At 69.4% G+C, this 20,362-nt stretch carries 20 protein-coding genes; 13 read left to right on the top strand and 7 right to left on the bottom strand.

The genetic code is table 11. The features are described from left to right. Nucleotides 1-34 precede the first annotated feature (34 nt). Entirely contained in the window at nucleotides 35-460 is a 426-nt protein-coding gene (locus SD460_RS41745) for a hypothetical protein (RefSeq protein ID WP_290051848.1), read from the top strand. Here the strand turns inward: SD460_RS41745 and SD460_RS41740 are convergent. Next, complete coding sequence (locus tag SD460_RS41740) at nucleotides 438-1,283, bottom strand: DegV family protein (protein WP_290051847.1); 846 nt, start codon at nucleotides 1,281-1,283, stop codon at nucleotides 438-440. The genes SD460_RS41745 and SD460_RS41740 overlap by 23 nt on opposite strands. Nucleotides 1,284-1,525: 242 nt before the next feature. Here SD460_RS41740 and SD460_RS41735 point away from each other — a divergent pair, with 242 nt between their 5' ends. The 4 genes from SD460_RS41735 (at nucleotide 1,526) to SD460_RS41720 (ending at nucleotide 5,122) form a co-directional block, all read left to right on the top strand. Next, nucleotides 1,526-2,311: an electron transfer flavoprotein subunit beta/FixA family protein gene (locus SD460_RS41735; protein ID WP_290051845.1), complete on the top strand. Its 786-nt coding sequence runs from the start codon at nucleotides 1,526-1,528 to the stop codon at nucleotides 2,309-2,311. 29 nt (nucleotides 2,312-2,340) lie between these two features. Further along, on the top strand, nucleotides 2,341-3,300 hold the full coding sequence (locus tag SD460_RS41730) for an electron transfer flavoprotein subunit alpha/FixB family protein (protein ID WP_318307591.1): 960 nt from the start codon (nucleotides 2,341-2,343) through the stop codon (nucleotides 3,298-3,300). Between the two features lie 158 nt (nucleotides 3,301-3,458). Then, nucleotides 3,459-4,241 (top strand): GNAT family N-acetyltransferase, encoded by a 783-nt coding sequence (locus SD460_RS41725; protein WP_290051842.1) that lies wholly within the window; start codon nucleotides 3,459-3,461, stop codon nucleotides 4,239-4,241. Continuing rightward, a complete protein-coding gene (locus SD460_RS41720; protein WP_290051841.1) occupies nucleotides 4,238-5,122 on the top strand; it encodes a lysophospholipid acyltransferase family protein in 885 nt (294 codons plus the stop codon). Before SD460_RS41725 ends, SD460_RS41720 begins: the two co-directional genes overlap by 4 nt. A 48-nt stretch (nucleotides 5,123-5,170) precedes the next feature. Here SD460_RS41720 and SD460_RS41715 read toward each other — a convergent pair whose 3' ends face one another. Beyond that, nucleotides 5,171-6,073 (bottom strand): NADP-dependent oxidoreductase, encoded by a 903-nt coding sequence (locus tag SD460_RS41715; protein ID WP_290051840.1) that lies wholly within the window; start codon nucleotides 6,071-6,073, stop codon nucleotides 5,171-5,173. Nucleotides 6,074-6,215: 142 nt separating this feature from the next. Between SD460_RS41715 and SD460_RS41710 the strand changes: the two genes are divergently transcribed. The 4 genes from SD460_RS41710 (at nucleotide 6,216) to mnmA (ending at nucleotide 11,268) form a co-directional block, all read left to right on the top strand. Beyond that, complete coding sequence (locus SD460_RS41710) at nucleotides 6,216-7,499, top strand: helix-turn-helix transcriptional regulator (RefSeq protein ID WP_290051839.1); 1,284 nt, start codon at nucleotides 6,216-6,218, stop codon at nucleotides 7,497-7,499. Between the two features lie 44 nt (nucleotides 7,500-7,543). Further along, the gene (locus SD460_RS41705; protein WP_290051838.1) at nucleotides 7,544-8,911 is read left to right on the top strand and encodes an MFS transporter; all 1,368 of its coding nucleotides are present in this window, start codon (nucleotides 7,544-7,546) and stop codon (nucleotides 8,909-8,911) included. Nucleotides 8,912-8,975: 64 nt separating this feature from the next. Further along, complete coding sequence (locus tag SD460_RS41700; protein ID WP_290051837.1) at nucleotides 8,976-10,172, top strand: cysteine desulfurase family protein; 1,197 nt, start codon at nucleotides 8,976-8,978, stop codon at nucleotides 10,170-10,172. Nucleotides 10,173-10,176: 4 nt separating this feature from the next. Beyond that, nucleotides 10,177-11,268 (top strand): tRNA 2-thiouridine(34) synthase MnmA, encoded by a 1,092-nt coding sequence (mnmA, locus tag SD460_RS41695; protein WP_290051835.1) that lies wholly within the window; start codon nucleotides 10,177-10,179, stop codon nucleotides 11,266-11,268. Between the two features lie 4 nt (nucleotides 11,269-11,272). On the opposite strand, the gene SD460_RS41690 is transcribed toward mnmA, so the two are convergent. From SD460_RS41690 to SD460_RS41670, 5 genes are all read right to left on the bottom strand, one after another. After that, the gene (locus tag SD460_RS41690) at nucleotides 11,273-12,550 is read right to left on the bottom strand and encodes a DUF222 domain-containing protein (RefSeq protein WP_290051833.1); all 1,278 of its coding nucleotides are present in this window, start codon (nucleotides 12,548-12,550) and stop codon (nucleotides 11,273-11,275) included. Nucleotides 12,551-12,773: 223 nt separating this feature from the next. Then, nucleotides 12,774-13,226 carry a GNAT family N-acetyltransferase gene (locus tag SD460_RS41685; RefSeq protein ID WP_290051831.1) on the bottom strand — a complete coding sequence of 151 codons (453 nt, stop codon included), beginning with the start codon at nucleotides 13,224-13,226 and terminating at the stop codon, nucleotides 12,774-12,776. A 10-nt stretch (nucleotides 13,227-13,236) separates the two neighbouring features. Beyond that, nucleotides 13,237-13,638 carry a GNAT family N-acetyltransferase gene (locus tag SD460_RS41680; protein ID WP_290051829.1) on the bottom strand — a complete coding sequence of 134 codons (402 nt, stop codon included), beginning with the start codon at nucleotides 13,636-13,638 and terminating at the stop codon, nucleotides 13,237-13,239. A 78-nt stretch (nucleotides 13,639-13,716) separates the two neighbouring features. After that, entirely contained in the window at nucleotides 13,717-14,760 is a 1,044-nt protein-coding gene (locus SD460_RS41675) for an MBL fold metallo-hydrolase (protein WP_290051827.1), read from the bottom strand. Nucleotides 14,761-14,865: 105 nt separating this feature from the next. After that, on the bottom strand, nucleotides 14,866-15,690 hold the full coding sequence (locus SD460_RS41670; protein WP_290051826.1) for an LURP-one-related family protein: 825 nt from the start codon (nucleotides 15,688-15,690) through the stop codon (nucleotides 14,866-14,868). A gap of 134 nt (nucleotides 15,691-15,824) precedes the next feature. On the opposite strand from SD460_RS41670, the gene SD460_RS41665 reads away from it, so the two are divergent. From SD460_RS41665 to SD460_RS41650, 4 genes are all read left to right on the top strand, one after another. After that, a complete protein-coding gene (locus tag SD460_RS41665; RefSeq protein ID WP_290051868.1) occupies nucleotides 15,825-16,862 on the top strand; it encodes a uroporphyrinogen decarboxylase/cobalamine-independent methonine synthase family protein in 1,038 nt (345 codons plus the stop codon). 84 nt (nucleotides 16,863-16,946) lie between these two features. Then, nucleotides 16,947-17,651, top strand: coding sequence for a hypothetical protein (locus SD460_RS41660; protein WP_290051825.1), 705 nt, complete (start codon nucleotides 16,947-16,949; stop codon nucleotides 17,649-17,651). A gap of 11 nt (nucleotides 17,652-17,662) precedes the next feature. Next, the gene (gene ligA, locus SD460_RS41655; protein WP_290051823.1) at nucleotides 17,663-19,837 is read left to right on the top strand and encodes an NAD-dependent DNA ligase LigA; all 2,175 of its coding nucleotides are present in this window, start codon (nucleotides 17,663-17,665) and stop codon (nucleotides 19,835-19,837) included. Beyond that, on the top strand, nucleotides 19,830-20,324 hold the full coding sequence (locus SD460_RS41650) for a GNAT family N-acetyltransferase (protein WP_290051822.1): 495 nt from the start codon (nucleotides 19,830-19,832) through the stop codon (nucleotides 20,322-20,324). Before ligA ends, SD460_RS41650 begins: the two co-directional genes overlap by 8 nt. Nucleotides 20,325-20,362 lie beyond the last annotated feature (38 nt).

The raw sequence follows: 20,362 nt of genomic DNA, 5'->3' as shown, positions 1-20,362 counted from the left end.
GTCACGTCCGGCCCGGCCGTCTCGTTCCGTCGTCATGCAACGGACAACCACCCGCGTACTGCTCGTCTTCTTCGGCTTGGTCGAGGCCGTGGTCGGAATTTGGCCATTGATCTCGCCCATGGGCTTTTACCAGGACTTTCCCGGGTTTCGCACCGGCTGGGTCGCCATGGACGGTGCCTTCAACGAGCACCTCCTGCGCGACTTCGGCGGCCTCAACCTGACCCTCGCGGCGCTGCTGATCGGCGCCGCCGTGATCGGCACCACAGCCGTCGGGCGCCTCGCCGGTCTGGCGGGACTGCTGTTCGGCCTGCCGCACTTCCTCTACCACCTCGGCCACGTGTCGCACTTCGAGCGGATCGACCAGGTGCTGATCATCGCGACGACCGGGCTCGGCGTCGTGGTCCCGCTCGTGGTCCTGCTGGTTCCGGGCCGGCGGGTCAGCCCACCGGCGACACCGTGATGCCGAGCGCGCCCGGGCCGAGGTGCGCGCCGATGACCGTGCTCGCCTCGACGACCATGCTTTCGGCCATCGCGGGCACCCGGCGTTCGATCTGCCTGCCGATCTCGAGCTCGTGGTCGCTCGCGCCGAACCGGGTCACGGCGATGTCGGCGCGGAACCCGCCGGACTTCTTCACCGCGAGGTCGACCATCTTGGCCAGTGCCCGCCGCGTGCCGGGGACCCTGGCCAGCGGCGCGACCTCGCCGTCCTTGACCGTGAGCAGCGGCTTGATCGAGAACGCGGTGCCGATCATCGCCTGCGCGGCGCCGATCCGGCCGCCCCGGCGGAGGTACTCCAGCGTGTCGACGTAGATGAACTCGGTGCTGGTGGTGCACCGGCGTTCGGCGGCGTCGATGACGCGCCCGGCGTCCGCGCCCGCCGCGGCCGCCCGTGCCGCCGCCACCACGGCGAAGCCCAGGCTCATCCCGGTGGTGCGGCTGTCGAGGACGTGCACCGGGATGCGGACCTGCTGGGCGGCGTCCCGGGCCGCGCGGACGGTGTCGGACATGCGGCCGGAGATGTGGATGCTGACGATGGCGGTCGCGCCGGCGGCGGCCGCTTCCTGGTAGGTCCAGAAGAACGCCCCCGGATCCGGGGGCGAAGTGGTGAGGACCTGCCCCGATCTCAACGCGTCGATCACGTCGCCGCGGTCGAAGCGGTTTTCGTCGTCGAAGTGACCACCCATGTTCAGCTGGATCTGGACGACGCCGATCGCCCAGCGGGCGGCGACGATGTCGGGCAGGCAGGAGCTCGAGTCGGTGATGACGGCGATGCGCGCGGGCATGGTGGGGGAGGTTAATGCCTGACATCCACTGCGAGTAGGCCGTGGTTGGTCCGATTGGACGAACGGCTGTTCAAGTGGGGTAACCGGTCAACTACCGGGACGATGGTCCCACTAGATTGCGCATCCAGGTGAATGGCGTCACCTCGGCGGGTACTCAGCTCGGAATGGCCCTAATCTACCGGCCAGTAGAGCACTGACCCGTGGTCGTCCGCGGGGCACAACCGGGAGGTCGAAGCAGACCCATGACGAACATCGTTGTCCTGGTCAAGCAGGTACCGGACACCTACTCGGAGCGGAAGCTCAACGGGACCGACCACACCCTTGACCGTGAATCCGCCGACGCCGTGCTCGACGAGATCAACGAGAAGGCCGTCGAAGAGGCGCTGAAGATCAAGGAAGCGGGCGAGGGCGAAGTCACCGTGATCTCGGTGGGCCCGGACCGCGCGACCGACGCCATCCGCAAGGCGCTGTCCATGGGCGCCGACAAGGCCATCCACGTCTCGGACGAGGCGCTGCACGGCTCCGACGCGATCGCCACCGCCAAGGTGCTCGCCGCCGCGATCGCGAAGGTCGAAGGCTACGACCTGATCATCGCCGGCAACGAGTCCTCCGACGGCCGCGGCGGCGCCATCCCCGCGATCCTCGCCGAGCTGCTCGGCCTGCCGCAGGTCACCTACGCGCGTGAGGTCACCGTCGACGGCACGACCATCAAGGCCGTCCGCGAGACCGAGGACGGCCTGACCCGCCTCGAGGCGACCCTGCCCGCGGTGGTGAGCGTCGGCGAGAAGATCAACGAGCCGCGCTACCCGTCCTTCAAGGGCATCATGGCCGCGAAGAAGAAGCCGGTCGAGACGTTCACCATCGCCGACCTGGGCGTCGACGCGGGTGAGGTCGGCCTCGGCAACGCGTGGTCCACCGTGACCGAGTCCTCGCCGAAGCCGCCGCGCACCGCCGGTGAGAAGGCCGAAGACGAGGGCGACGGCGGCACCAAGGTCGCCGAGTACCTGGTCGGCCAGAAGCTCATCTGACAACGGCTCTTCGAGGAGGAATCAAGAACATGGCTGAAGTACTCGTCCTCGTCGACCACGTCGACGGTGAGGTCAAGAAGGTCACGCTCGAGCTGCTGACCGCCGCCCGCGCGCTCGGTGAGCCGTCGGCCGTCGTCGTCGGCCCGACCGGGACCGCCGCCAAGGCGAAGGAAGCGCTCGCCGCGCACGGCGCCGCCAAGGTGTATGTCGCGGAAGGCGACGACGCCGCGAACTACCTGGTCACGCCGAAGGTGGACGTGCTCGCCGCGCTCGCGCAGCAGGCGTCCCCGGCCGCCGTGCTCGTCACCGCCAGCGGTGAGGGCAAGGAGGTCGCCGCCCGCCTGGCCGTGCGCCTGGGCTCCGGGCTGATCTACGACGCGGTGGGCGTCAACGGCGACGGCGTCATCGACCAGTCCATCTTCGGTGGCGCGTTCTCGGTGAAGTCCAAGTCTGCGAAGGGCTCGCCGGTCGTGTCCATCCGGCCGGGCGCGGTCGAGGCCGAGCCGGCCGAGGGCGCGGCGGCCGAGGAGACCGTCGAGATCCCCGCGGTCGACGCCGCCAAGGCCACCAAGATCACCGGCGTCGAGCCGGTGACCGGCGGTGACCGTCCGGAGCTGACCGAGGCCTCGATCGTGGTCTCCGGTGGTCGTGGCGTCGGCTCGGCGGAGAAGTTCGACGTCGTCGAGAAGCTGGCCGACTCGCTCGGCGCGGCTGTCGGCGCTTCGCGTGCCGCTGTCGACTCCGGCTACTACCCGGCGCAGTTCCAGGTGGGCCAGACCGGCAAGACCGTGTCGCCGCAGCTGTACATCGCGCTCGGCATCTCCGGCGCGATCCAGCACCGCGCCGGCATGCAGACGTCGAAGACGATCATCGCCGTCAACAAGGACCCGGAGGCGCCGATCTTCGAGATCGCCGACTTCGGCATCGTTGGCGACCTGTTCAACGTCGCGCCGCAGCTGACCGAAGCGGTCGAGAAGCGCAAGGGCTGATCCAGTCCGCGAAAAGGGCCTCCCGGGACGTCCGGGAGGCCCTTTTCGCGGTTTCGGGACCTGAGAGAAGCCTGAGAACCCGCAATTAACTGAACGTGCACTGACCGGCCATCGGATGGCACTCTCCGCGGTTTCCAACTCGCGGGTACACCTTGACCATGACGACGTCACAGCTCCTCGTCAGCACTGATCAGGCGGGTGCAGAGCTCCCCGCGGACGCTCCCCGGTACTCCCTCCTCGTCGCCCACGCGAACGACGAAGTGGTCGCCGCGCAACGGCTGCGGCACCGCGTTTTCGCCGAGGAAATGGGGGCGCGCCTGCACACGCTCCGGCCCGGTCTCGACGTGGACGAGTTCGACGAGTTCTGCGACCACCTCGTGGTGCGCGACGACAACACCGGCGAGATCGTCGGCTGCTACCGGATGCTGCCGCCCGAGCGCGCCACGCAGGCCGGGAAGCTCTACGCCGACAGCGAATTCGACCTGAGCGCGCTCGACGGAATCCGGCCGCACCTGGTCGAAACCGGCCGGTCCTGCGTGCACCCCGACCACCGCAGCGGCGCCGTCGTCAGCCTGGTCTGGGCCGGGATCGCCCGCTACATGCTGCTTTCCGGCCACCGCTACCTCGCCGGCTGCGCGTCCGTCCCGCTGGTCGACGGCGGTTCCTTCGCCGCCGGCGTGTGGGACCTCCTGCGCACCAAGCACTACTCGGACGAGGCCACCCGCGTCTCGCCGCTGATCCCGTGGGACGCGTCGGAGATCGAACGCCCGGCGCGCGCGACGCTGCCGCCGCTGATCAAGGGCTACGTCCGGCTCGGCGCCAAGGTCCACGGCCCGCCCGCGCTGGACGCCGACTTCGGCGTCGCGGACTTCTTCGTCGTGCTGGACCTGCACAACGTCGACGAGCGGTACCTGAAGTTCTTCCTCGGGGCTTCGGCATGAGCCACGCCTGGATGCCGACGTCGCCCTGCGGTGACGGCTGCCTGACCGACGCCGACGCGGTGGTCGCCCTGCCGCGCCGGATCCTGCGCTTCGCGGCGGCGATCACGGCCGTTCTCGCGGCGCTGCTGTCCGCGCCGCTGCTGCTGGTGCCGTGGGGCCGCGAACGCCGGCTCCGGTTGATCTTCCGCGGGGTGCTGCGGGCGTTCGGCGTCCGCCTGGACGTCCGGGGCGGCGCCGATTTCCTGACCGCGCCCGCCGGCCGTGGCGCGCTGGTCGTCAACAACCACATCTCGTGGCTGGACATCGTCGCGATCAACGCGCTGCGTCCGATGCGCGCGCTGGCCAAGAAAGAAATCGCGGGCTGGCCGGTACTGGGCGGCCTGGTCCGCCGCGGCGGCAGCATCTTCCTCGACCGCGAGCAGCTGAGGACGCTGCCCGCCACGATGGCGTCGCTGGCCGACGCGTTGCGGACGGGTTCGCTGGTGAGCGTCACCCCGGAGGGCACGACGTGGTGCGGCCTGGCGTCGGGCCGCTTCACGACGGCGACGTTCCAGGCGGCCATCGACGGCGGTGTCCCGGTGCGCCCGATCGCGCTGCGCTACCGCCTCGCCGACGGCCGCGAGACCAGCCGCCCGGCGTTCATCGGCCCGGAGTCGCTGATCGCCTCACTCCGCCGGGTCGCCGCGCTGCGCGGCCTGGTCCTGGAGGTCCACATCTGCCCGGAGATCGCCCCCGGCCGCGCGGAGAACCGCCGCGAGCTGGCGGCCCTCGCCGAGGCCGCCGTCCATTCCGCACTGGGCACGGTCCAGATTCCGGCCCAGCAGCGCCGCCGCACCTCGCGCCGACAGCCGGCGCCCCTGGCTTCGCCTCCCGCGAAGTGATCCGGGCCCTGTCGCCGCGATCCGGCGACAGGCCCGGGTTGACCGGCCTCACCCGACGGTGATCGTGAGCTTTCCGCCGGGGTGCCCGCCCTCGCTTTCGGTCTGCGCGGCGGCCGCTTCGGCGAGCGGGTAGCTCTTCCCGTGCGTCAGCCCGACTCCGCGGTCGGTCACCCAGCCGGCAATCCCGGTCAGGACCTCGCGGCTCTGCTCGCCCCCGCTGGAGAACGGGATCCCCAGCTCGAACGCGGCCGCGTCGGCGATGGTGACGACCCGGTCCTTCGTGCCCCGAAGCTCGACGGACCCGGGCAGCACCCCGTGCCCGGCGGCGTCGAACACGGCGTCCACCGGCCCGGAGGCGGCTTCGCGGACGCGCTCCTCCCAGCCGTCGCCGTAGCGCACGGGAACGACGCCCAGCGACTTCAGGTCGTCGAGGCTCCGGCTCCCACCCGTCCCGATGACGGTCACGCCCTGCGCGACGGCGACCTGGGCGGCGAACCGCCCGACCGTCCCGCTGGCGCCGTGCAGCAGCAGCGTCTCGCCCTCGCGGACGCCCAGCAGCCCGAGCACGCGAAGCGCGGTCTCTCCGGCGACCGGCAACGCCGCGGCGTCCGCCCAGGAAAGGCTCGCGGGTTTCGGCGCGAGCGCCTTGGCCAGCGCGTACTCGGCGTAAGCGCCGGTCTCGGACCAGCCGAACACCTCGTCGCCGACGGCGAAGTCCGCGCCTTCACCGACGGCGTCGACGACCCCGGCGACCTCGAGGCCGGGCGTGTGCGGGAAGGCGACCTGGAAGTTCTGCTGCATGAAGCCGTTGCGGATCTTCCAGTCGATCGGGTTGACGCCGGCGGCCCGGATGGCCAGCCGCACCTGCCCCGGACCGGGCTCCGGCACCGGCACCTCGGACAGCTGCAGGACTTCCGGCCCGCCGTAAGCGGAGAAGGTGATCGCTCGCATGGTGTTCGGCACTCCTCGGTTCGTGAGTTTCTCTTCACGAAGTCAACTCGCCTTGCCTGTCCCACCGAACCACTCGGACGAGCAGTGTTCACTAGCCGGACGAGCAGCCCGCCCGGCGGCGCACGCGCCTACCTTGGACGCCATGGACGCTTCCTGGTCGGACCCGCGGCACGTGCTCGACGTCGTCGACCGGCTGCTGTCGGCCCCTCGGCCCCAGTTCCTCGGCCGGTTTTCGACGGAGCTGGGCAGGCTGGTCCCGCACCGCGCCGCCGCGATGCAGACGGGCGACTGTCCCCGCAGCCCTCTCAAGGTCATCGGCGACGAGACGATCACGGGGGCCGTGACGAGTGTCGAGCTGCAACGCCTGGTCGACCGCAGCGAGCCGGGCAAGGCCCTGATCATCGAGGGCGACCTCGGCGGCGTCGAACGCCGCATCGTCCTGCTCGCGTCGACCCCGGCCATCGGCAAGGGCGCGGTGCTCGCCGTGGTGCCGGAGGACGGCGAGCTGCCCGCGGCCGATTTGGAGTTGGCCGCGCAGCTGTGGCACATCGTCAGCACGGACGCGGCCCAGCGCGCGACGGACCCGGGCCCGGACGTCCTGGCCAGCAGCCTCGCCGCGGCGTCCGCACGAGCCCAGGTGATCACCGACCTCGGCCAGACCCAAGCGGCGACCTTGGCCACGTTCCTGGCAGTCCTCCGTTCCGGACGCCTCTCCGACACCGCCGCCCGCCGCACGGCGACCGACCTGGCGGCCGACGCGCTGCTCGCGCTCAAAGGCGTCGTCGACCGCGACCAGGTCCTGTCCGCGGAACCGGCGGACGTGGCGTTCGCCGTGCTGAAGACGCAGCTGGCCGACCTCGTGCGCCACACGGAGGTCGACGTCGACCTCGCCGACCCGATCGGCGACGCGTCCCTGCCGCAGGACATCGCACACACGGCCCGGACCCTGACCCGCGGCCTGGTGCTCGCCGCGCTGGACCGCCCGACGACCACCCGCCTGCGAGCGTCCTGGCGGCTGGACGGAACGGTGCTCCGCATCACGGTCCGTGACGACTGCCCGGAGGTCGCGGACGCGATCCCGGCCTGTCGCCTGACCGACCGCCTCACGGCCCTGGGCGGCCACTGGGAGGTCGACGCGGTGCCCGGCTGGGGCACGACGATCACGGCGGTCCTCCCGCTCGGCGTGGCCGAACCGCCGGAGCTGCGCCCGCTGGACCGGCTCAACCCGCGCGAGCTCGAAGTCCTGTCGGGTATCTCGCAGGGCTTGCGCAACCGCCAGATCGCCGGTCAGCTGCAGCTCAGCGAGCACACGGTCAAGTTCCACGTCCGCAACATCCTCGACAAGCTGAACGTGACCTCCCGCGGCGAGGCCGCCGCCCTGGCCCGCGACCTGCCCCTGGAGCCGGTGGCCCACCGCACGGCCTGAAATCGCTTGACCTCCAGAGGGGTGGAGGTTGCAGGCTGTTGATCATGGCCTCGACGATCGACTCCGCACCCCGCCGCCGAAGTGTGCTTTGGAGCGCGGAACACCGGCTGACCACGATCGCCCTGCTGCTCGTGGTCACGTTGGTCGCTTTCGAGAACATGGGCGTGGCGACGGCGATGCCGACGTTGGTCACCGACCTCGACGGCTTGGCGCTGTACTCGTGGCCGTTCACGATCTTCCTGATTTCCAGCGTGGTCGCCACGGTGCTCTCGGGACGCATCGGCGACCGCCGCGGCCCCGCACCAGCGTTGCTCGCCGGCCCGGCGATGTTCGCGACCGGCCTCGTCGTCGCGGGCGCGGCCAGCGGTATGCCGGTCTTCCTCCTGGGCCGCGCCCTGCAGGGCTTCGGCTCCGGGCTGCTCCTGGTCTCGGTCTCGCTCCTGATCGCGCTGACGTTCACCGACCACGAACGCCCGGTCATCTACGCGGCCAACGCGGCCGCCTGGGTCCTGCCGGCGGTCATCGGCCCCTCGGTGGCCGGCCTGGTGACGGTCAGCATCGGCTGGCGCTGGGTCTTCCTCGGCCTGGTTCCCCTCGTGGTCGTCGGAGTGGCCATGCTGGTCGTAGTCGTCCGACGGCTGCCCACGCACACGCCCGCCCTCGGTGGCCGCCGAGCGAGCGTGCCCCAAGCGATCATCGCCGCCCTCGGCATCGCGGCGCTGACCTGGGCGGCCCAGCACCACTCCCTCCTGGCCCTCGGCTACGGCACGGCGGGCCTCGTGGCCTTGGCCTACGCCCTCCGAACTCTCCTGCCGGCCGGAACGCTGACCGCCCGCCCAGGCTTGCCGACAGTCGTGGCCTCGCGCGCCCTGATCGCGGGCGCGTACGCCGGGATGGAGGCCTACCTGCCGCTGACGATGAGCGCGGTCCACGGCTACAGCCCGGCTCTCGCCGGCCTGCCCCTGACCATCACGGCTCTGGGCTGGTCCGCAGCCTCGGCGGCCCAAGGCCGCTACCTCAGCTGGTCGAGAGAGGCCTCACTGCGCACGGGGTTTTGGCTGGTCGCAGCAGGGCTCGTCGGCTTCGGTCTGGTCTCACAACCCTGGTGCCCCGGCTGGCTCGCGTTCGTGGCCTGCGCGGTCGGCGGCGCCGGCATGGGGATCGCGATGCCCGCGATCTCCGTTCTCCTTCTGCGCTACTCACCCGAAGGTGAACGCGGGTTCAACACCTCAGCGATGCAGCTCGCGGACTGGGTGGGCTCCGCCCTGCTGATCGGCCTGGGCGGCGTCCTACTCGGTGTGGTCGGCTCAGTCTTCGCCCCGTCGCCGGCGATGGCCCTGCTCACCGTGGCCTTGGTCGCACTCGCGCTGCTGGGCGTCCGGCTGACCGGACGGTGGCCGTCGAAGGTGTGACAGCCCACTTCGAGGACCAGGGTGGGCTTGGTCACGCGCTGGAGCAGACTACCCTGGTAGAGCGATGACCTATCTCGACCACGCGGCGACCACTCCGATGTTGCCCGAAGCCATAGCGGCGATGACCGAGGCGCTGTCCACCGTGGGCAACGCCTCCGCGCTGCATTCTTCGGGCCGCCGAGCTCGGCGGATGGTCGAAGAAGCCCGCGAGACCATCGCCGACGCGCTGGGCGCTCGCCCCTCCGAAGTGATCTTCACTGGCGGCGGTACGGAGAGCGACAACCTCGCGATCAAGGGTATCTACTGGGCTCGTCGCGAGGAGCGAGAGCAGCGACGTCGTATCTTGTGCGGCGCTGCGGAGCACCACGCCGTGCTCGACACCGTCGAATGGCTCGAAACCTACTGCAACGCCGAAGTCGTCTTGCTCGACGTGGACAGCCAGGGACGCGTATCGCCTGACGTCCTCCGAGCCGCCATCGCCGCGGATCCCGAAGCCGTGGCGCTGGCCACCGTGATGTGGGCCAACAACGAGGTCGGCACGATCAACCCGATCGCTGACCTGGCGGCAGTGTGCGCCGAGTTCGAAATCCCGCTCCACACCGACGCGGTTCAGGCTGTCGGCGCCGTTCCGGTCGATTTCGCCGCCAGCGGTGCGGCGGCGCTGACCCTGACCGGGCACAAGCTCGGTGGCCCGCTCGGTGTGGGAGCACTCCTGCTCGGACGAGATGTCACCTGCGTGCCTCTCCTGCACGGCGGCGGCCAGGAACGCAATGTCCGTTCCGGCACCTTGGACGTTCCGGCGATCGTGGGCTTCGCCGCAGCAGTTCGTATCAGCGTCTCCACCCGAGCCGACTACGCCAAGCGCGTCGAGGGTTTGCGAGACGAGCTCGTCGAGGCCGTCAAGCGCGAAGTACCCAACGTCGTCCTCAACGGTGGAGACGGCGACAGGCTGCCCAGCCACGCCCACTTCACATTTCCGGGATGCGCCGGTGACAGCCTGCTGATGCTGCTCGACGCCAAGGGCATTGAATGTTCGACAGGGTCGGCGTGCACCGCAGGCGTCGCCCAGCCGAGCCACGTGCTGCTCGCCATGGGCGCAGATCCGGCCGCGGCCCGTGGTTCTCTCCGTTTTTCCCTTGGCCACACGTCCACTGCTGCGGATGTCGAGGCAGTGGCTGTCGAGATCGGTGGAGTCGTCCTGCGTGCAAGGCAGGCCGGCCTCGCCGGAATGCGCAAGCAGACCCAGAAGCAAGAGGTGTAGGGCAATGCGGGTTTTGGCCGCGATGAGCGGAGGAGTGGACTCGGCGGTCGCCGCGGCACGCGCGGTGGACGCCGGGCACGACGTCGTCGGCGTGCACCTGGCGCTGTCGGCCAAACCGGGAACGTTGCGGACCGGCTCGCGCGGGTGCTGCACGATCGAAGATTCGCACGATGCCCGGCGAGCCGCGGATATTCTCGGCATCCCCTTCTACATCTGGGATTTCGCCGAGCGCTTCACCGAAGAGGTCGTCGAGACATTCGTCGGTGAATACGCCGCTGGGCGCACTCCTAACCCGTGCGTGACCTGCAACGAGAAGATCAAGTTCGAAGCCCTTCTCGAGAAGGCGATGGCGCTCGGGTTCGACGCGGTCGCTACCGGCCACTACGCGCGGTTGTCGGTCGTCGACGGCGCGCCTGAGTTGCGCCGTAGCGCGGACAGCGGCAAGGACCAGTCCTACGTTCTCGCCTCCCTTACCGTTGAGCAGCTCAGCCACGCCATGTTCCCCCTTGGCGACTCCTGGAAGTCCGATGTCCGCGCCGAGGCGGAGCAGCGCGGCCTGTCCGTTGCCAACAAGCCCGACAGCCACGACATCTGCTTCATCCCGGACGGCGACACGAAGAAGTTCCTGGAGAACCGCCTGGGTCAGCGTCCCGGCGAGCTTGTCGACGCGGAGACAGGGGCGGTCCTCGGCCGGCACACCGGAGTGCACGGATTCACCGTCGGCCAGCGCAAGGGCTTGGGAATCGATGCTCCGGCGCCGGACGGTCGGCCGCGGTACGTCTTGTCGCTCGAGCCGGTGTCCGGCTCGGTCAAGGTCGGCCCTGCGGCCGAACTCGGCGTCAAGGTCATCGAGGCTTATCGGGCGATCTGGCCCAGCGGCAGGCCACTGACCGAACCGACTGAGTGCGTGGTCCAGGTCAGGGCGCACGGAGGAATCGTGGACGCGGTCGCCGACGTCGACTCCGACACCATGACGGTGCACCTGCGCGAGCCGCTGCGTGGAGTCGCTCCTGGCCAGGTTGTCGTTCTCTACCGGCCGGACGCCGAAGCCGGGGACGTCGTTCTGGGCAGCGCGAAGATTTCAGGCACGCGCTGACCAGCTAGCCCTTCCGCGCCTTCTTCCAGCTGAGTTTGCCGCGTCGCCGGTCTGGCTGGATCGACGGTGGCGTAGTCGAATGCACCTGCCCTGCCGGTGTCGCGACGTTTACGGTGCCGTCCGAGGTGACTTCGTAGTCCCAGCCCGGCTGCCGCTTCAGGCTGCGGTGCCGTGAGCAATAGGTGACGGGCTGATCCGCCGTTCCTTCGGCTCCGCCCTCGGCACGCGTGGCTTCGACCCCGCAACTCTGTGCGGGACGCGTGCATCCGGGTTGCCGGCATTCCTGGTCCCGAACTCGGATGAACTCGTCCCGGTGCAGCGGATAACGCGTCGGAGAAAGTTCGAGAGCTTGACCGGTTCGCGGGTCGGTGAGGACTCGTCGCAGTGCCGTGTCGGGGCCGCCGATGATGTGGCGGGCCAGCGCGGCGGCGATAGGTCCGCGGCCGGCCAAAGCCGCGGGTGTTTCGCTGAGGCCGAGGTAGGTGTCCAGGTCGATGTGCACAAAGACCTCGGTGCGCTCGCTCGGGCCACCTGTGCCGCTGAGTAGCAGATCCATGGCCACGTCCGCGCGGAGCTGATCGAGGCTGCGCGCCTCTTCCGGAGTCTTCAGCGCTCGAGCTGCCTTATCGATACGAGCGTAGGCGGCTGTCGCCTTCTCGGTCGGCGCGTTGTTGACCGAAAGGTGGGTCACGCCGGTGTCTTGGTGGTGCAGCACGAATCGCCGTTCGACCAGCTTCTGCTCGGTGCGGAGCGCCGCACCTTCCGGATCGGCATGTGCTGCTGCGTAGGTCGCCGCCCGGCGGACCTGAGTGGCGTTCCTTCCCTCGATCCGGTCCTCGAGCGTCGCATCGACAGCGCCTACGTGTTCATGGGACAGCCATGCCGTCGCGTCGGTGACCTTCATGGCACGGTAGAGGTCGAGTCTGCCGTCGTCCATGAGGTTCAGCATGCGGGGGAGGCGGACGATCAGTGCGCTCGCCGCCGAAACGATGGCCCTGGCGCGATGTTCCGTTATGGAAAGAGCAAGTGCTACTTCGGAAGCCGCGCTGGGCGCCTGTCTCCGCCGCACGCTCAGATTCGCGATCGCTCTCAGCTGAACAGCTTGCAGCTTGGAGATCTCTGCGTCGGTGTCACGGATGAGGTCGACGACTTGGTCGTCTTTCATACGCTGCAACGATTCCGGGTCGCACCGGACCGATCGCAGCATCATGGGGAGTCTGTCGTCGCTGCTCGTGGAGCCGGTTTCCGGGACGAGCTTGCGTACTGGTTGTGAAGGTGCCATGCGTCCGACCGTACGACGGCCTGCAAGAAAAGTCATCGAGATTCGCGGGAAAGGGTGGCGAAAGGGCGCGAACGGTCCGTTCGTGCCCTTCGCGGCTTGACGTAATGCAATTGATTCGGAATGGTTCGCGTGCGCGGACGTCCGTGTCCGGTCATGGGGGAGGTGACTCTGATTGTCCGAAGTGGACAGAATGCAGCGGGATGAAGGGCGTAGGTGGTGCTGGTCAGAGCTTGAGCTTGAAGCCTGTGTGGCTCGGTGTGAAACCGAGGCGCTCGTAGAAGCGATGCGCGTCCGTCCTGGAAGTGTCGGACGTGAGCTGAACGAGCGCGCACCCCCGCCTCCGCGACTCGGCGATCGCCCACTGCATGAGGTCGGCGCCGAGCCCGGACCCGCGGTGGTCGGCGTGGATCCGCACGGCCTCGACCTGGCCGCGAAGCGCGCCTCGCCGTGCCAGGCCGGGAATGACCGTCAGCTGCAGTGTTCCGACCGGCACGTCGTCGGACGTGACGACGACCAGCAGCTGATTGGGATCTTTGACGATTTCGTCGAAGGCGCGCAGATAGGGATCGAGGTTGTCGGGATCGTCTCGGGTGGCACCCAGTTGGTCGTCGGCAAGCATGCGCACGATGGCACCGATGTCCTCGCGTCGCGCACTGCGGATCACATATTCGGTCACGGCGTCAGTATCACAGCGCGCGAGTGAACCCTTCATAGCTGTGCTCGAAACCGAATCGTGCGTAGAACTCCTTCAGGTCCCCACGCGTGAGGCCGGAATCCAGGTGGAGGCGCGTGCAGCCTCGTCGGCGGGCCTCGTCGATACCCCAGCTCAGAAGTGCGCTCGTCACGCCCCGCCGGGCGGCGCGGATGCCCTCGAGCAGGCCGCGGGGCGCGCCGCTCCACGAGAGTCCTCGAAGCACCGTCAGTTGTGCGGTTCCGACGACACCGTGGTCGTCTTCGGCGACGACCAGCGTGACATGAGGGGTGTTCATGAGTTCACGGAGTGTGCCTGCCAACGGCTCGCCTGGTGCGCCGAACAGGCGCATCAGTGCCTCGACGTCCGTAGTACGGGCGCGTCTGATGACATCCATTTCACCCAGTATGCAGGACGCTGGGCGACGACTGTCCGTGTTACGAGGTGGCTACTCCCGGTGCTGCCTACGCGATCATCAAGCCATCGTGTAGTGCCGAACGCCGTCGACCGTCTGAGCGTTCAATTTTCCTTGCGATACCAGAAGATCAAGGTGGGCCGCTGTTTCCAGCACGGCGAGCATCTGGTTGAACGCGTCCATTTCGGACAGCTTGCGGTTCCGTCGGGTCCAGCCGACCCGGTGCGCCGCTTCGTTGGCGGTGGTTGCGCCGGCCGCGATCTGCGATCCCATCGTTTCAAGGCGCTGCCGATGATGTTCCAGCAGTTCGTCGATGCGTGTGTGCACGCTGTCGGACACAGGGCCGTGCGCGGGAAGCAGGCGGCGGTCCGGCATCGCGCGCACCAGGCGGAGGGAGTCGATGAAGTCGTTGAGCGGCAACTCGGCGGGCACGGGCTGGAACCCGATCGAGGGCGTGATGTGCGGCAGCACGTGGTCACCGGAGAACAAAAGTTCGGCGCTGTCGTCGACGAAGACCACGTGTCCGGCGGTGTGTCCGGGAGTGGCGACGACGTCGAACTCGCGTCCAGGCAGGATCGGCCGCCGGCCCGGTGTCAGCCATTCGTCGGGTGCTTCCCAGAGGTCGGCCTCCGTGTGACGTCGGTTCGTGCCGAACTCCTGGGCGAGCGCTTCGACGACTTCGCCGGCGCCGGCCTGGAACAAGAGGTCGACCTGGGCCTCCATCGGCAGCCGGTCGGGATTGCCCGATGCCTTGAGCGATGGTTCCTCGTCCTGGCCCAGGGCGATCTTCGAGCCGAATTCGCGACGGAGGACCACGGCCTGGGAGTAGTGGTCCCGGTGCACGTGGGTGACCAGGAATTCGCTTACGTCAGCGAGTTCCGCGCCGATGCCGCCGAGGGCGTCCGCAAGCTGTTGCCGGGCTACGGTCAGCGCCCAACCCGAGTCGACCAGGACCAGCTTCTCGCCGTCGGTGACCGCGTAGACGTTGACCGCGCGCAGACCGTCGTTCGGTAGCGGCAAGGGGATCCGGTAGACACCGGCCGAGACCTCGTAGATCCCGGGCTCGGTCCAGCTCCTGTCGCTGTTTTCCGGCAACGGTTCCACGGTGACCTCCGTCCCGGCGAGACTGCGGCGTCCCGGCCTCTTCTTCACCCTGAGCCGTGCCGGGCCCGCTGTCCACCTGGAGAAGATGAGACACCGGTCACTCGATCAGTCGGTGTCCTGCTTCAGCGCGGTGTCGATCGTGAGGGCCGCGGCGACGACCATGCTGGCGAGCGGATCCGGCAGGGGGTGGGGGATCTCCACGACGTAGTTGTCAGCCGTCGTGAAGGCGGCCTTGATGAATCCGCCCCACGTCTTGGTCACCCGGGCGACCTCGGTGCCGGCGTGGTCGCGGATCGAGAAGTTCCAGGCTCGCCAATTTTCGGCGAAGATCCCGCCGACCGAACGGCCGTCCACGATGAAGCCGAACCGGATCTTCCCGAAGACGTTCTCCTGCACGATTTCGCCGATCGGGGTCTCGTCGGCCCGGGTGACCAGGAACCGCGACTTGAACACCTTCGCGGGCCGGGTCACTTTCAGCACGGTGCTGTGGTTGGCGTCGCGGACCTCGAACTTGTGGGTGAGGAACTGGTCGTACTTGGTCAGGAGCCGGATCGCCTTCTTGAGCGTGCTCTGGCCGACCTCGACGACCCCGCCGAGCCGATTGCCGTGCTGGTCGAAGACGCCGAACTCGTTCGCCATCTCGATCAGCTTGGCGCGTTGGTTGACCACCAGCACCGGTTCGGTGAACAGGGTTCCGCCGCCGTTGCGCGCCGCACCCCGGCTGCGCGTCGCACGGGCGACCTGGTCCTGGATTCGAGCGGGGTCGTGGCCGCGTTCGATGTCCAGCTCGATCGGCGTCGAGTCGCTCGGTGGCGGCGCCTGGTGGGCCGGTCGGGTGTTGGCGGTCCAGGCTTGGCCGTCCCACCATCGGTGCAGACGGGGGTCCCGCGCGTCGGGATACCAGCCCGGCTGCGGTGGCGAACTCGTCATGGCCGGTCAGCCTATCCGCGCGGACCCGCTTGTGGCGGCGGTAAACGGAAATGCGTCGTATGTCCGCATCGGCGCCGGTCGGCGAGGCAGCCCGGTCGGCGTCGTCGGGGGGTGGTCGACCAGAATCAGTGGCCGTGACTGAGCGACTTTGGCCCATTGGCGCCGCGACGGCGATCGGTTCGATGCCTGGCACCGATCCCGCGGAGGCGGCTGCGGTCGTGTTCGGCGAGCTGCCCGACTTCCCGCACCTCCCCGAGCTGCCGGCCCGCGGTGTCGGGGCGGACATGCTCGGCCGGACTGCCGCGCTGCTGGTCGACCTGGCCGTCGAAGTCGTCCCGAGCGGGTATCGCGTCGCAGCCCGGCCTGGCCACGAGCATCGCCGGGCAACCGATCTGCTCCGCTGGGATCTCGACGCCGTGCAGGAAGCGCGTGAGAAGGCCGGAGCCACGCCGCCGGTCTTCAAGGTCCAGCTCGCCGGGCCGTGGACGCTCGGTGCCGGGATCGAGCTGCCGAGGGGCCACCGGGTGCTCACCGATCGCGGCGCCCTGAGGGATTTCACCTCGTCCTTGCTGGACGGGCTCGCAGGCCATGTCGCGGAGGTGCAGGCCAGGACCGGGGCGCCGGTGGTCGTCCAATTCGACGAGCCGTCGTTGCCCGCGGTGCTCGCCGGCGGCCTGTCGACGCCATCCGGCTACGGGAACGTCGCGGCGGTGCCGGAGCCCGAGGCCCGCGACCTGCTCGCCACCGTGATCGAGGGCGCCCGGCGGATCACGGACCGGCCGGTGATCCTGCATTGTTGCGCCGGGAAACCGCCGCTCGGCCTGCTGCGCGAAGCCGGCGCGGACGCACTGGCCTTCGACCTCGCCGCGCTCGATGGTGCGTCGGCTGACTTCCTGGACGAGATCGGGGAGGTGTGGGACGGCGGGGCGACGTTGTTCCTGGGCGCGGTCCCCACCTCGGCACCCGCGTCGCCGCTGAGCCTCAAGGACGTCGGCGAGCCCGCCTTCCGGTTGGCTGACCGGCTCGGCTTCAACCGCAGCGTTCTCGCGGAACGCGCCGTGCCGACCCCTGCCTGCGGTCTCGCCGGCGCGACGCCGGAATGGATGCGACGGGCCCTCGCGCTGACACGCGATCTCGGCAAAGCGTTCGTGGAGCCGCCGGAAGGCTGGTGACGGAATCCGGCAACTCGCCGACGTCCGCTCGACGCGGCCAGTAGCGTGTCGAGGTAGCCGACCGAACGAGGACCGTCCGCACCCATGCGCCTGTTTCGCCGCAAGAACACCGCCGCTGATCCGCCTGACCCCCGCACCGCGTGGCCCGAGCAGCACGTGCCGGAGGACCCGACGGCCGCCGCGGAGGCGTTTTGGCAGGGGTGGTTCGAGCTGCTCCCGCTGGTCAGCGCGGCTCTCGGTGAGGGCGAGCTGCACCGGGTGGAGCACGAGCTCTGCCAGCTGGTCGAGGCGCTGCACCCGCGGCTGCACTTCTCGCTCGAACGTGGCCGTCAGGCCATCTACGCCCTGGTCGTGACCGGTCAGGAAGATCCGGAAGTCCGGCCGTTCACCGACGCGTGGCGGGCCGCCGCGCCGCCGGACGACGCGATCTGGGAGTACCACGATTCGGTCCCGCCGGTGCCCGATCCGACCGAGGTCACGGTGAACCTCGGCGAGCGGCGAATCGCGCTGGCCGATGTCCGGGTCGTCGCGCAGGTGGACGACGACGAGCACGTGGTCGACGTCGCCGTCTACCACCCCGGGTTCGGCGAGCTCGACGACGTCACCCGGCAGACCATGACCTTCCTGCCCCTCGACGCCACACTGGGTGAACGGCTCGCCGCCGAACGACTACGGCGCGTCGAGACCGCGGAGGTCGAACCGGCCGGTGCGATCACCCTTCTGGAGTTCCGTGATCTGGTCCGCGGACTGGCCAGCGGCCCGGACGAAAATGTCGGTGCCTCCGACTAGGGTTACCACCCGTGAGCAGCACCGAACTCCCTCAGGACCAGATCGCGGCGGCCGACTCCCCGGTGGCCGCCGAGGACGTCACCGACGTCCCGGCCGACGTGCGTGAGCGGCACAGCGCCCTCGCCGAGGAACTGCGCAACCACCAGTTCCGCTACTACGTCCTGGACTCGCCGATCATCTCCGACGGGCAGTTCGACGAGCTCCTGGGAGAGCTCCAGCAGCTCGAGGAAGCGCACCCGGCACTGGTTACGCCCGATTCGCCGAGTCAGCGGGTCGGGGGCACGTTCTCGACCGAGTTCACCGCGCACGACCACCTCGAGCGCATGCTCAGCCTGGACAACGTGTTCGACCGGGACGAGTTCCTGGCCTGGGTCGAACGCGTCGAGAAGGAGGTCGGGCGCACCGAGTTCCTCGCCGAGCTGAAGATCGACGGTTTGGCGATCAACCTGTTGTACGAAAACGGCCAGCTCACCCGCGCGCTCACCCGGGGTGACGGCCGGACGGGTGAGGACGTCACGCTCAACGTCCGCACGCTCGACCAGGTGCCGGAGACGCTGACCGGCACCGATCAGTTTCCGGTGCCCGCGCTGGTCGAGGTGCGGGGCGAGGTCTACTTCCGCGTCGAGGACTTCCTCGAGCTGAACGCGAAGATGGTCGAAGCGGGGAAGCCGCCGTACGCGAATCCGCGCAACACCGCGGCCGGCTCGCTGCGGCAGAAGGACCCCAAGATCACCCGGGAGCGGCGGCTGCGGCTGATCTGCCATGGGCTCGGCAAGCGCGAGGGTTTCGAGCCGCAGCGCCAGTCGGAGGCGTACGACGCGCTGGCGGCGTGGGGCCTGCCGGTGTCGCCGCACAGCAAGGTCCTGACGACGGCCGAGGAGCTCACCGAGCACATCGTCTACTGGGGCGAGCACCGGCACGACGCCGAGCACGAGATCGACGGCGTCGTCATCAAGGTCGACCAGGTGGCGCTGCAGCGACGGCTGGGCACGACGTCGCGCGCGCCGCGGTGGGCGATCGCGTACAAGTACCCGCCGGAAGAGGCCATCACCACGCTTCTGGACATCCAGGTCGGCGTCGGGCGGACCGGGCGGGTGACGCCGTTCGCGGTCACCGAGCCGGTCAAGGTCGCTGGGTCGACCGTGGCCAGGGCCACCCTCCACAACGCGGAAGAGGTCAAGCGCAAGGGTGTGCTGATCGGCGACCGGATCGTCATCCGCAAGGCCGGCGACGTCATCCCCGAGGTCCTCGGGCCGGTGGTGGACGCGCGCACGGGCGACGAGCGCGAGTTCGTCATGCCCACCCACTGCCCGGAATGCGGCACCGAGCTTGCCTACCAGAAGGAGGGCGACAAGGACATCCGCTGCCCGAACACGCGGTTCTGCCCCGCGCAGCTGCGGGAGCGGCTCTTCCACCTGGCCGGGCGCGGCGCCTTCGACATCGAGGTCCTCGGGTACGAGGCCGCGGTCGCGCTGCTCGACGCGCGGGTGGTCGCCGACGAGGGCGACGTCTTCGATCTGAACGAGGAGAGCCTCGCCGAGGTCGAGCTGTTCCGGACGAAGGCCGGCGAGTTGTCGGCGAATGCGCGAAAGCTGATCGCCAACCTCGACGCGGCGAAAGACCGGCCGCTGTGGAAGGTGCTGGTCGCGTTGTCGATCCGGCACGTCGGGCCGACCGCGGCGCAGGCGCTGGCCCGCGAGTTCGGGTCGATCGAGCGCATCGAGCAGGCCACCGAGGAAGAGCTGGCCGACGTCGACGGCGTGGGCCCGACCATCGCTCGTGCGACGCGGGAGTGGTTCGAGGTCGGCTGGCACTGCGAGATCGTCGAAAAATGGCGACGCGCCGGCGTGCGGATGGAGGAGGAGCGCGACGAGTCGATCCCGCGCAACCTCGAAGGGCTTTCGATCGTGGTGACGGGCTCGCTCGACGGCTTCTCCCGCGACGAAGCCAAGGAGGTCATCATGGCCCGAGGTGGCAAGGCCGCCGGGTCGGTTTCGAAGAAGACCGCGTTCGTCGTCGTCGGGGATTCGCCTGGTTCGAAATACGACAAGGCGGTGCAGCTCAAGGTGCCGGTGCTCGACGAGTCCGGCTTCCGCGTCCTCCTGGAGCGGGGGCCCGAGGCGGCTCAGGAGGTGGCGCTGCCGACCGGCGAGGAGACCGACGAGTCCGGGGAGACGGATGAGTGACGTCGAGATCCGGCCGCCGCGGCCCGAGGAGTACGCCGCGGCGGGCGAGGTCACGGTGCGGGCGTACGACGTCGATGGTCACCTGGCCGGCGAAGTCGGGTACGACGCCGTGCTGCGCGATGTCGCGCGGCGAGTCGAACAGGCCGAGGTCCTCGTCGCCGTCGATGGCGTGGGAGTGGTGCTCGGCACGGTGACCGTCGTGCTGCCAGGTTCGGCACTCGCTGAGATTTCGCGTCCCGGTGAGCTGGAGTTCCGGATGCTCGCGGTCGCACCACGGGCGCGGGGCCGGGGCATCGGTGAGGCGTTGACGAGGGCCGTGCTCGACAGCGCCCGGGCGCTGGGCCTTTCCCGGGTCGTGCTGAGCAGCCTCGAAGGCATGCGTAGTGCGCATCGGCTCTACGAGCGGCTCGGGTTCGCGCGCCTGCCCGAACGGGACTGGCGGCCGTACCCGCACATCAGCCTGATCGCCTACCAAATCGACCTCTGACCTGGGGTTGGTCGAAAAAGGGACGAGCCGGCGCGGGC

Origin of the sequence: Amycolatopsis solani (assembly GCF_033441515.1) — a bacterium.
Lineage (GTDB): Bacteria > Actinomycetota > Actinomycetes > Mycobacteriales > Pseudonocardiaceae > Amycolatopsis > Amycolatopsis solani.
Note: the sequence above shows the minus strand (reverse complement) of the source record. Positions and strands in the feature narration are given on the sequence as shown.

What these genes read in the sequence shown, in the direction of transcription:
- SD460_RS41720 (WP_290051841.1), top strand. Translation starts at nt 4,238, where the DNA reads ATGAGCCACGCCTGGATGCCGACGTCGCCCTGCGGTGACGGCTGCCTG.
- SD460_RS41740 (WP_290051847.1), bottom strand. Translation starts at nt 1,283, where the DNA reads ATGCCCGCGCGCATCGCCGTCATCACCGACTCGAGCTCCTGCCTGCCC.
- SD460_RS41705 (WP_290051838.1), top strand. Translation starts at nt 7,544, where the DNA reads ATGGCCTCGACGATCGACTCCGCACCCCGCCGCCGAAGTGTGCTTTGG.
- SD460_RS41730 (WP_318307591.1), top strand. Translation starts at nt 2,341, where the DNA reads ATGGCTGAAGTACTCGTCCTCGTCGACCACGTCGACGGTGAGGTCAAG.
- SD460_RS41660 (WP_290051825.1), top strand. Translation starts at nt 16,947, where the DNA reads ATGCGCCTGTTTCGCCGCAAGAACACCGCCGCTGATCCGCCTGACCCC.
- SD460_RS41680 (WP_290051829.1), bottom strand. Translation starts at nt 13,638, where the DNA reads ATGGATGTCATCAGACGCGCCCGTACTACGGACGTCGAGGCACTGATG.
- SD460_RS41745 (WP_290051848.1), top strand. Translation starts at nt 35, where the DNA reads ATGCAACGGACAACCACCCGCGTACTGCTCGTCTTCTTCGGCTTGGTC.
- SD460_RS41700 (WP_290051837.1), top strand. Translation starts at nt 8,976, where the DNA reads ATGACCTATCTCGACCACGCGGCGACCACTCCGATGTTGCCCGAAGCC.
- mnmA (WP_290051835.1), top strand. Translation starts at nt 10,177, where the DNA reads ATGCGGGTTTTGGCCGCGATGAGCGGAGGAGTGGACTCGGCGGTCGCC.
- SD460_RS41690 (WP_290051833.1), bottom strand. Translation starts at nt 12,550, where the DNA reads ATGGCACCTTCACAACCAGTACGCAAGCTCGTCCCGGAAACCGGCTCC.
- SD460_RS41725 (WP_290051842.1), top strand. Translation starts at nt 3,459, where the DNA reads ATGACGACGTCACAGCTCCTCGTCAGCACTGATCAGGCGGGTGCAGAG.
- SD460_RS41715 (WP_290051840.1), bottom strand. Translation starts at nt 6,073, where the DNA reads ATGCGAGCGATCACCTTCTCCGCTTACGGCGGGCCGGAAGTCCTGCAG.
- SD460_RS41650 (WP_290051822.1), top strand. Translation starts at nt 19,830, where the DNA reads ATGAGTGACGTCGAGATCCGGCCGCCGCGGCCCGAGGAGTACGCCGCG.
- SD460_RS41670 (WP_290051826.1), bottom strand. Translation starts at nt 15,690, where the DNA reads ATGACGAGTTCGCCACCGCAGCCGGGCTGGTATCCCGACGCGCGGGAC.
- SD460_RS41735 (WP_290051845.1), top strand. Translation starts at nt 1,526, where the DNA reads ATGACGAACATCGTTGTCCTGGTCAAGCAGGTACCGGACACCTACTCG.
- SD460_RS41710 (WP_290051839.1), top strand. Translation starts at nt 6,216, where the DNA reads ATGGACGCTTCCTGGTCGGACCCGCGGCACGTGCTCGACGTCGTCGAC.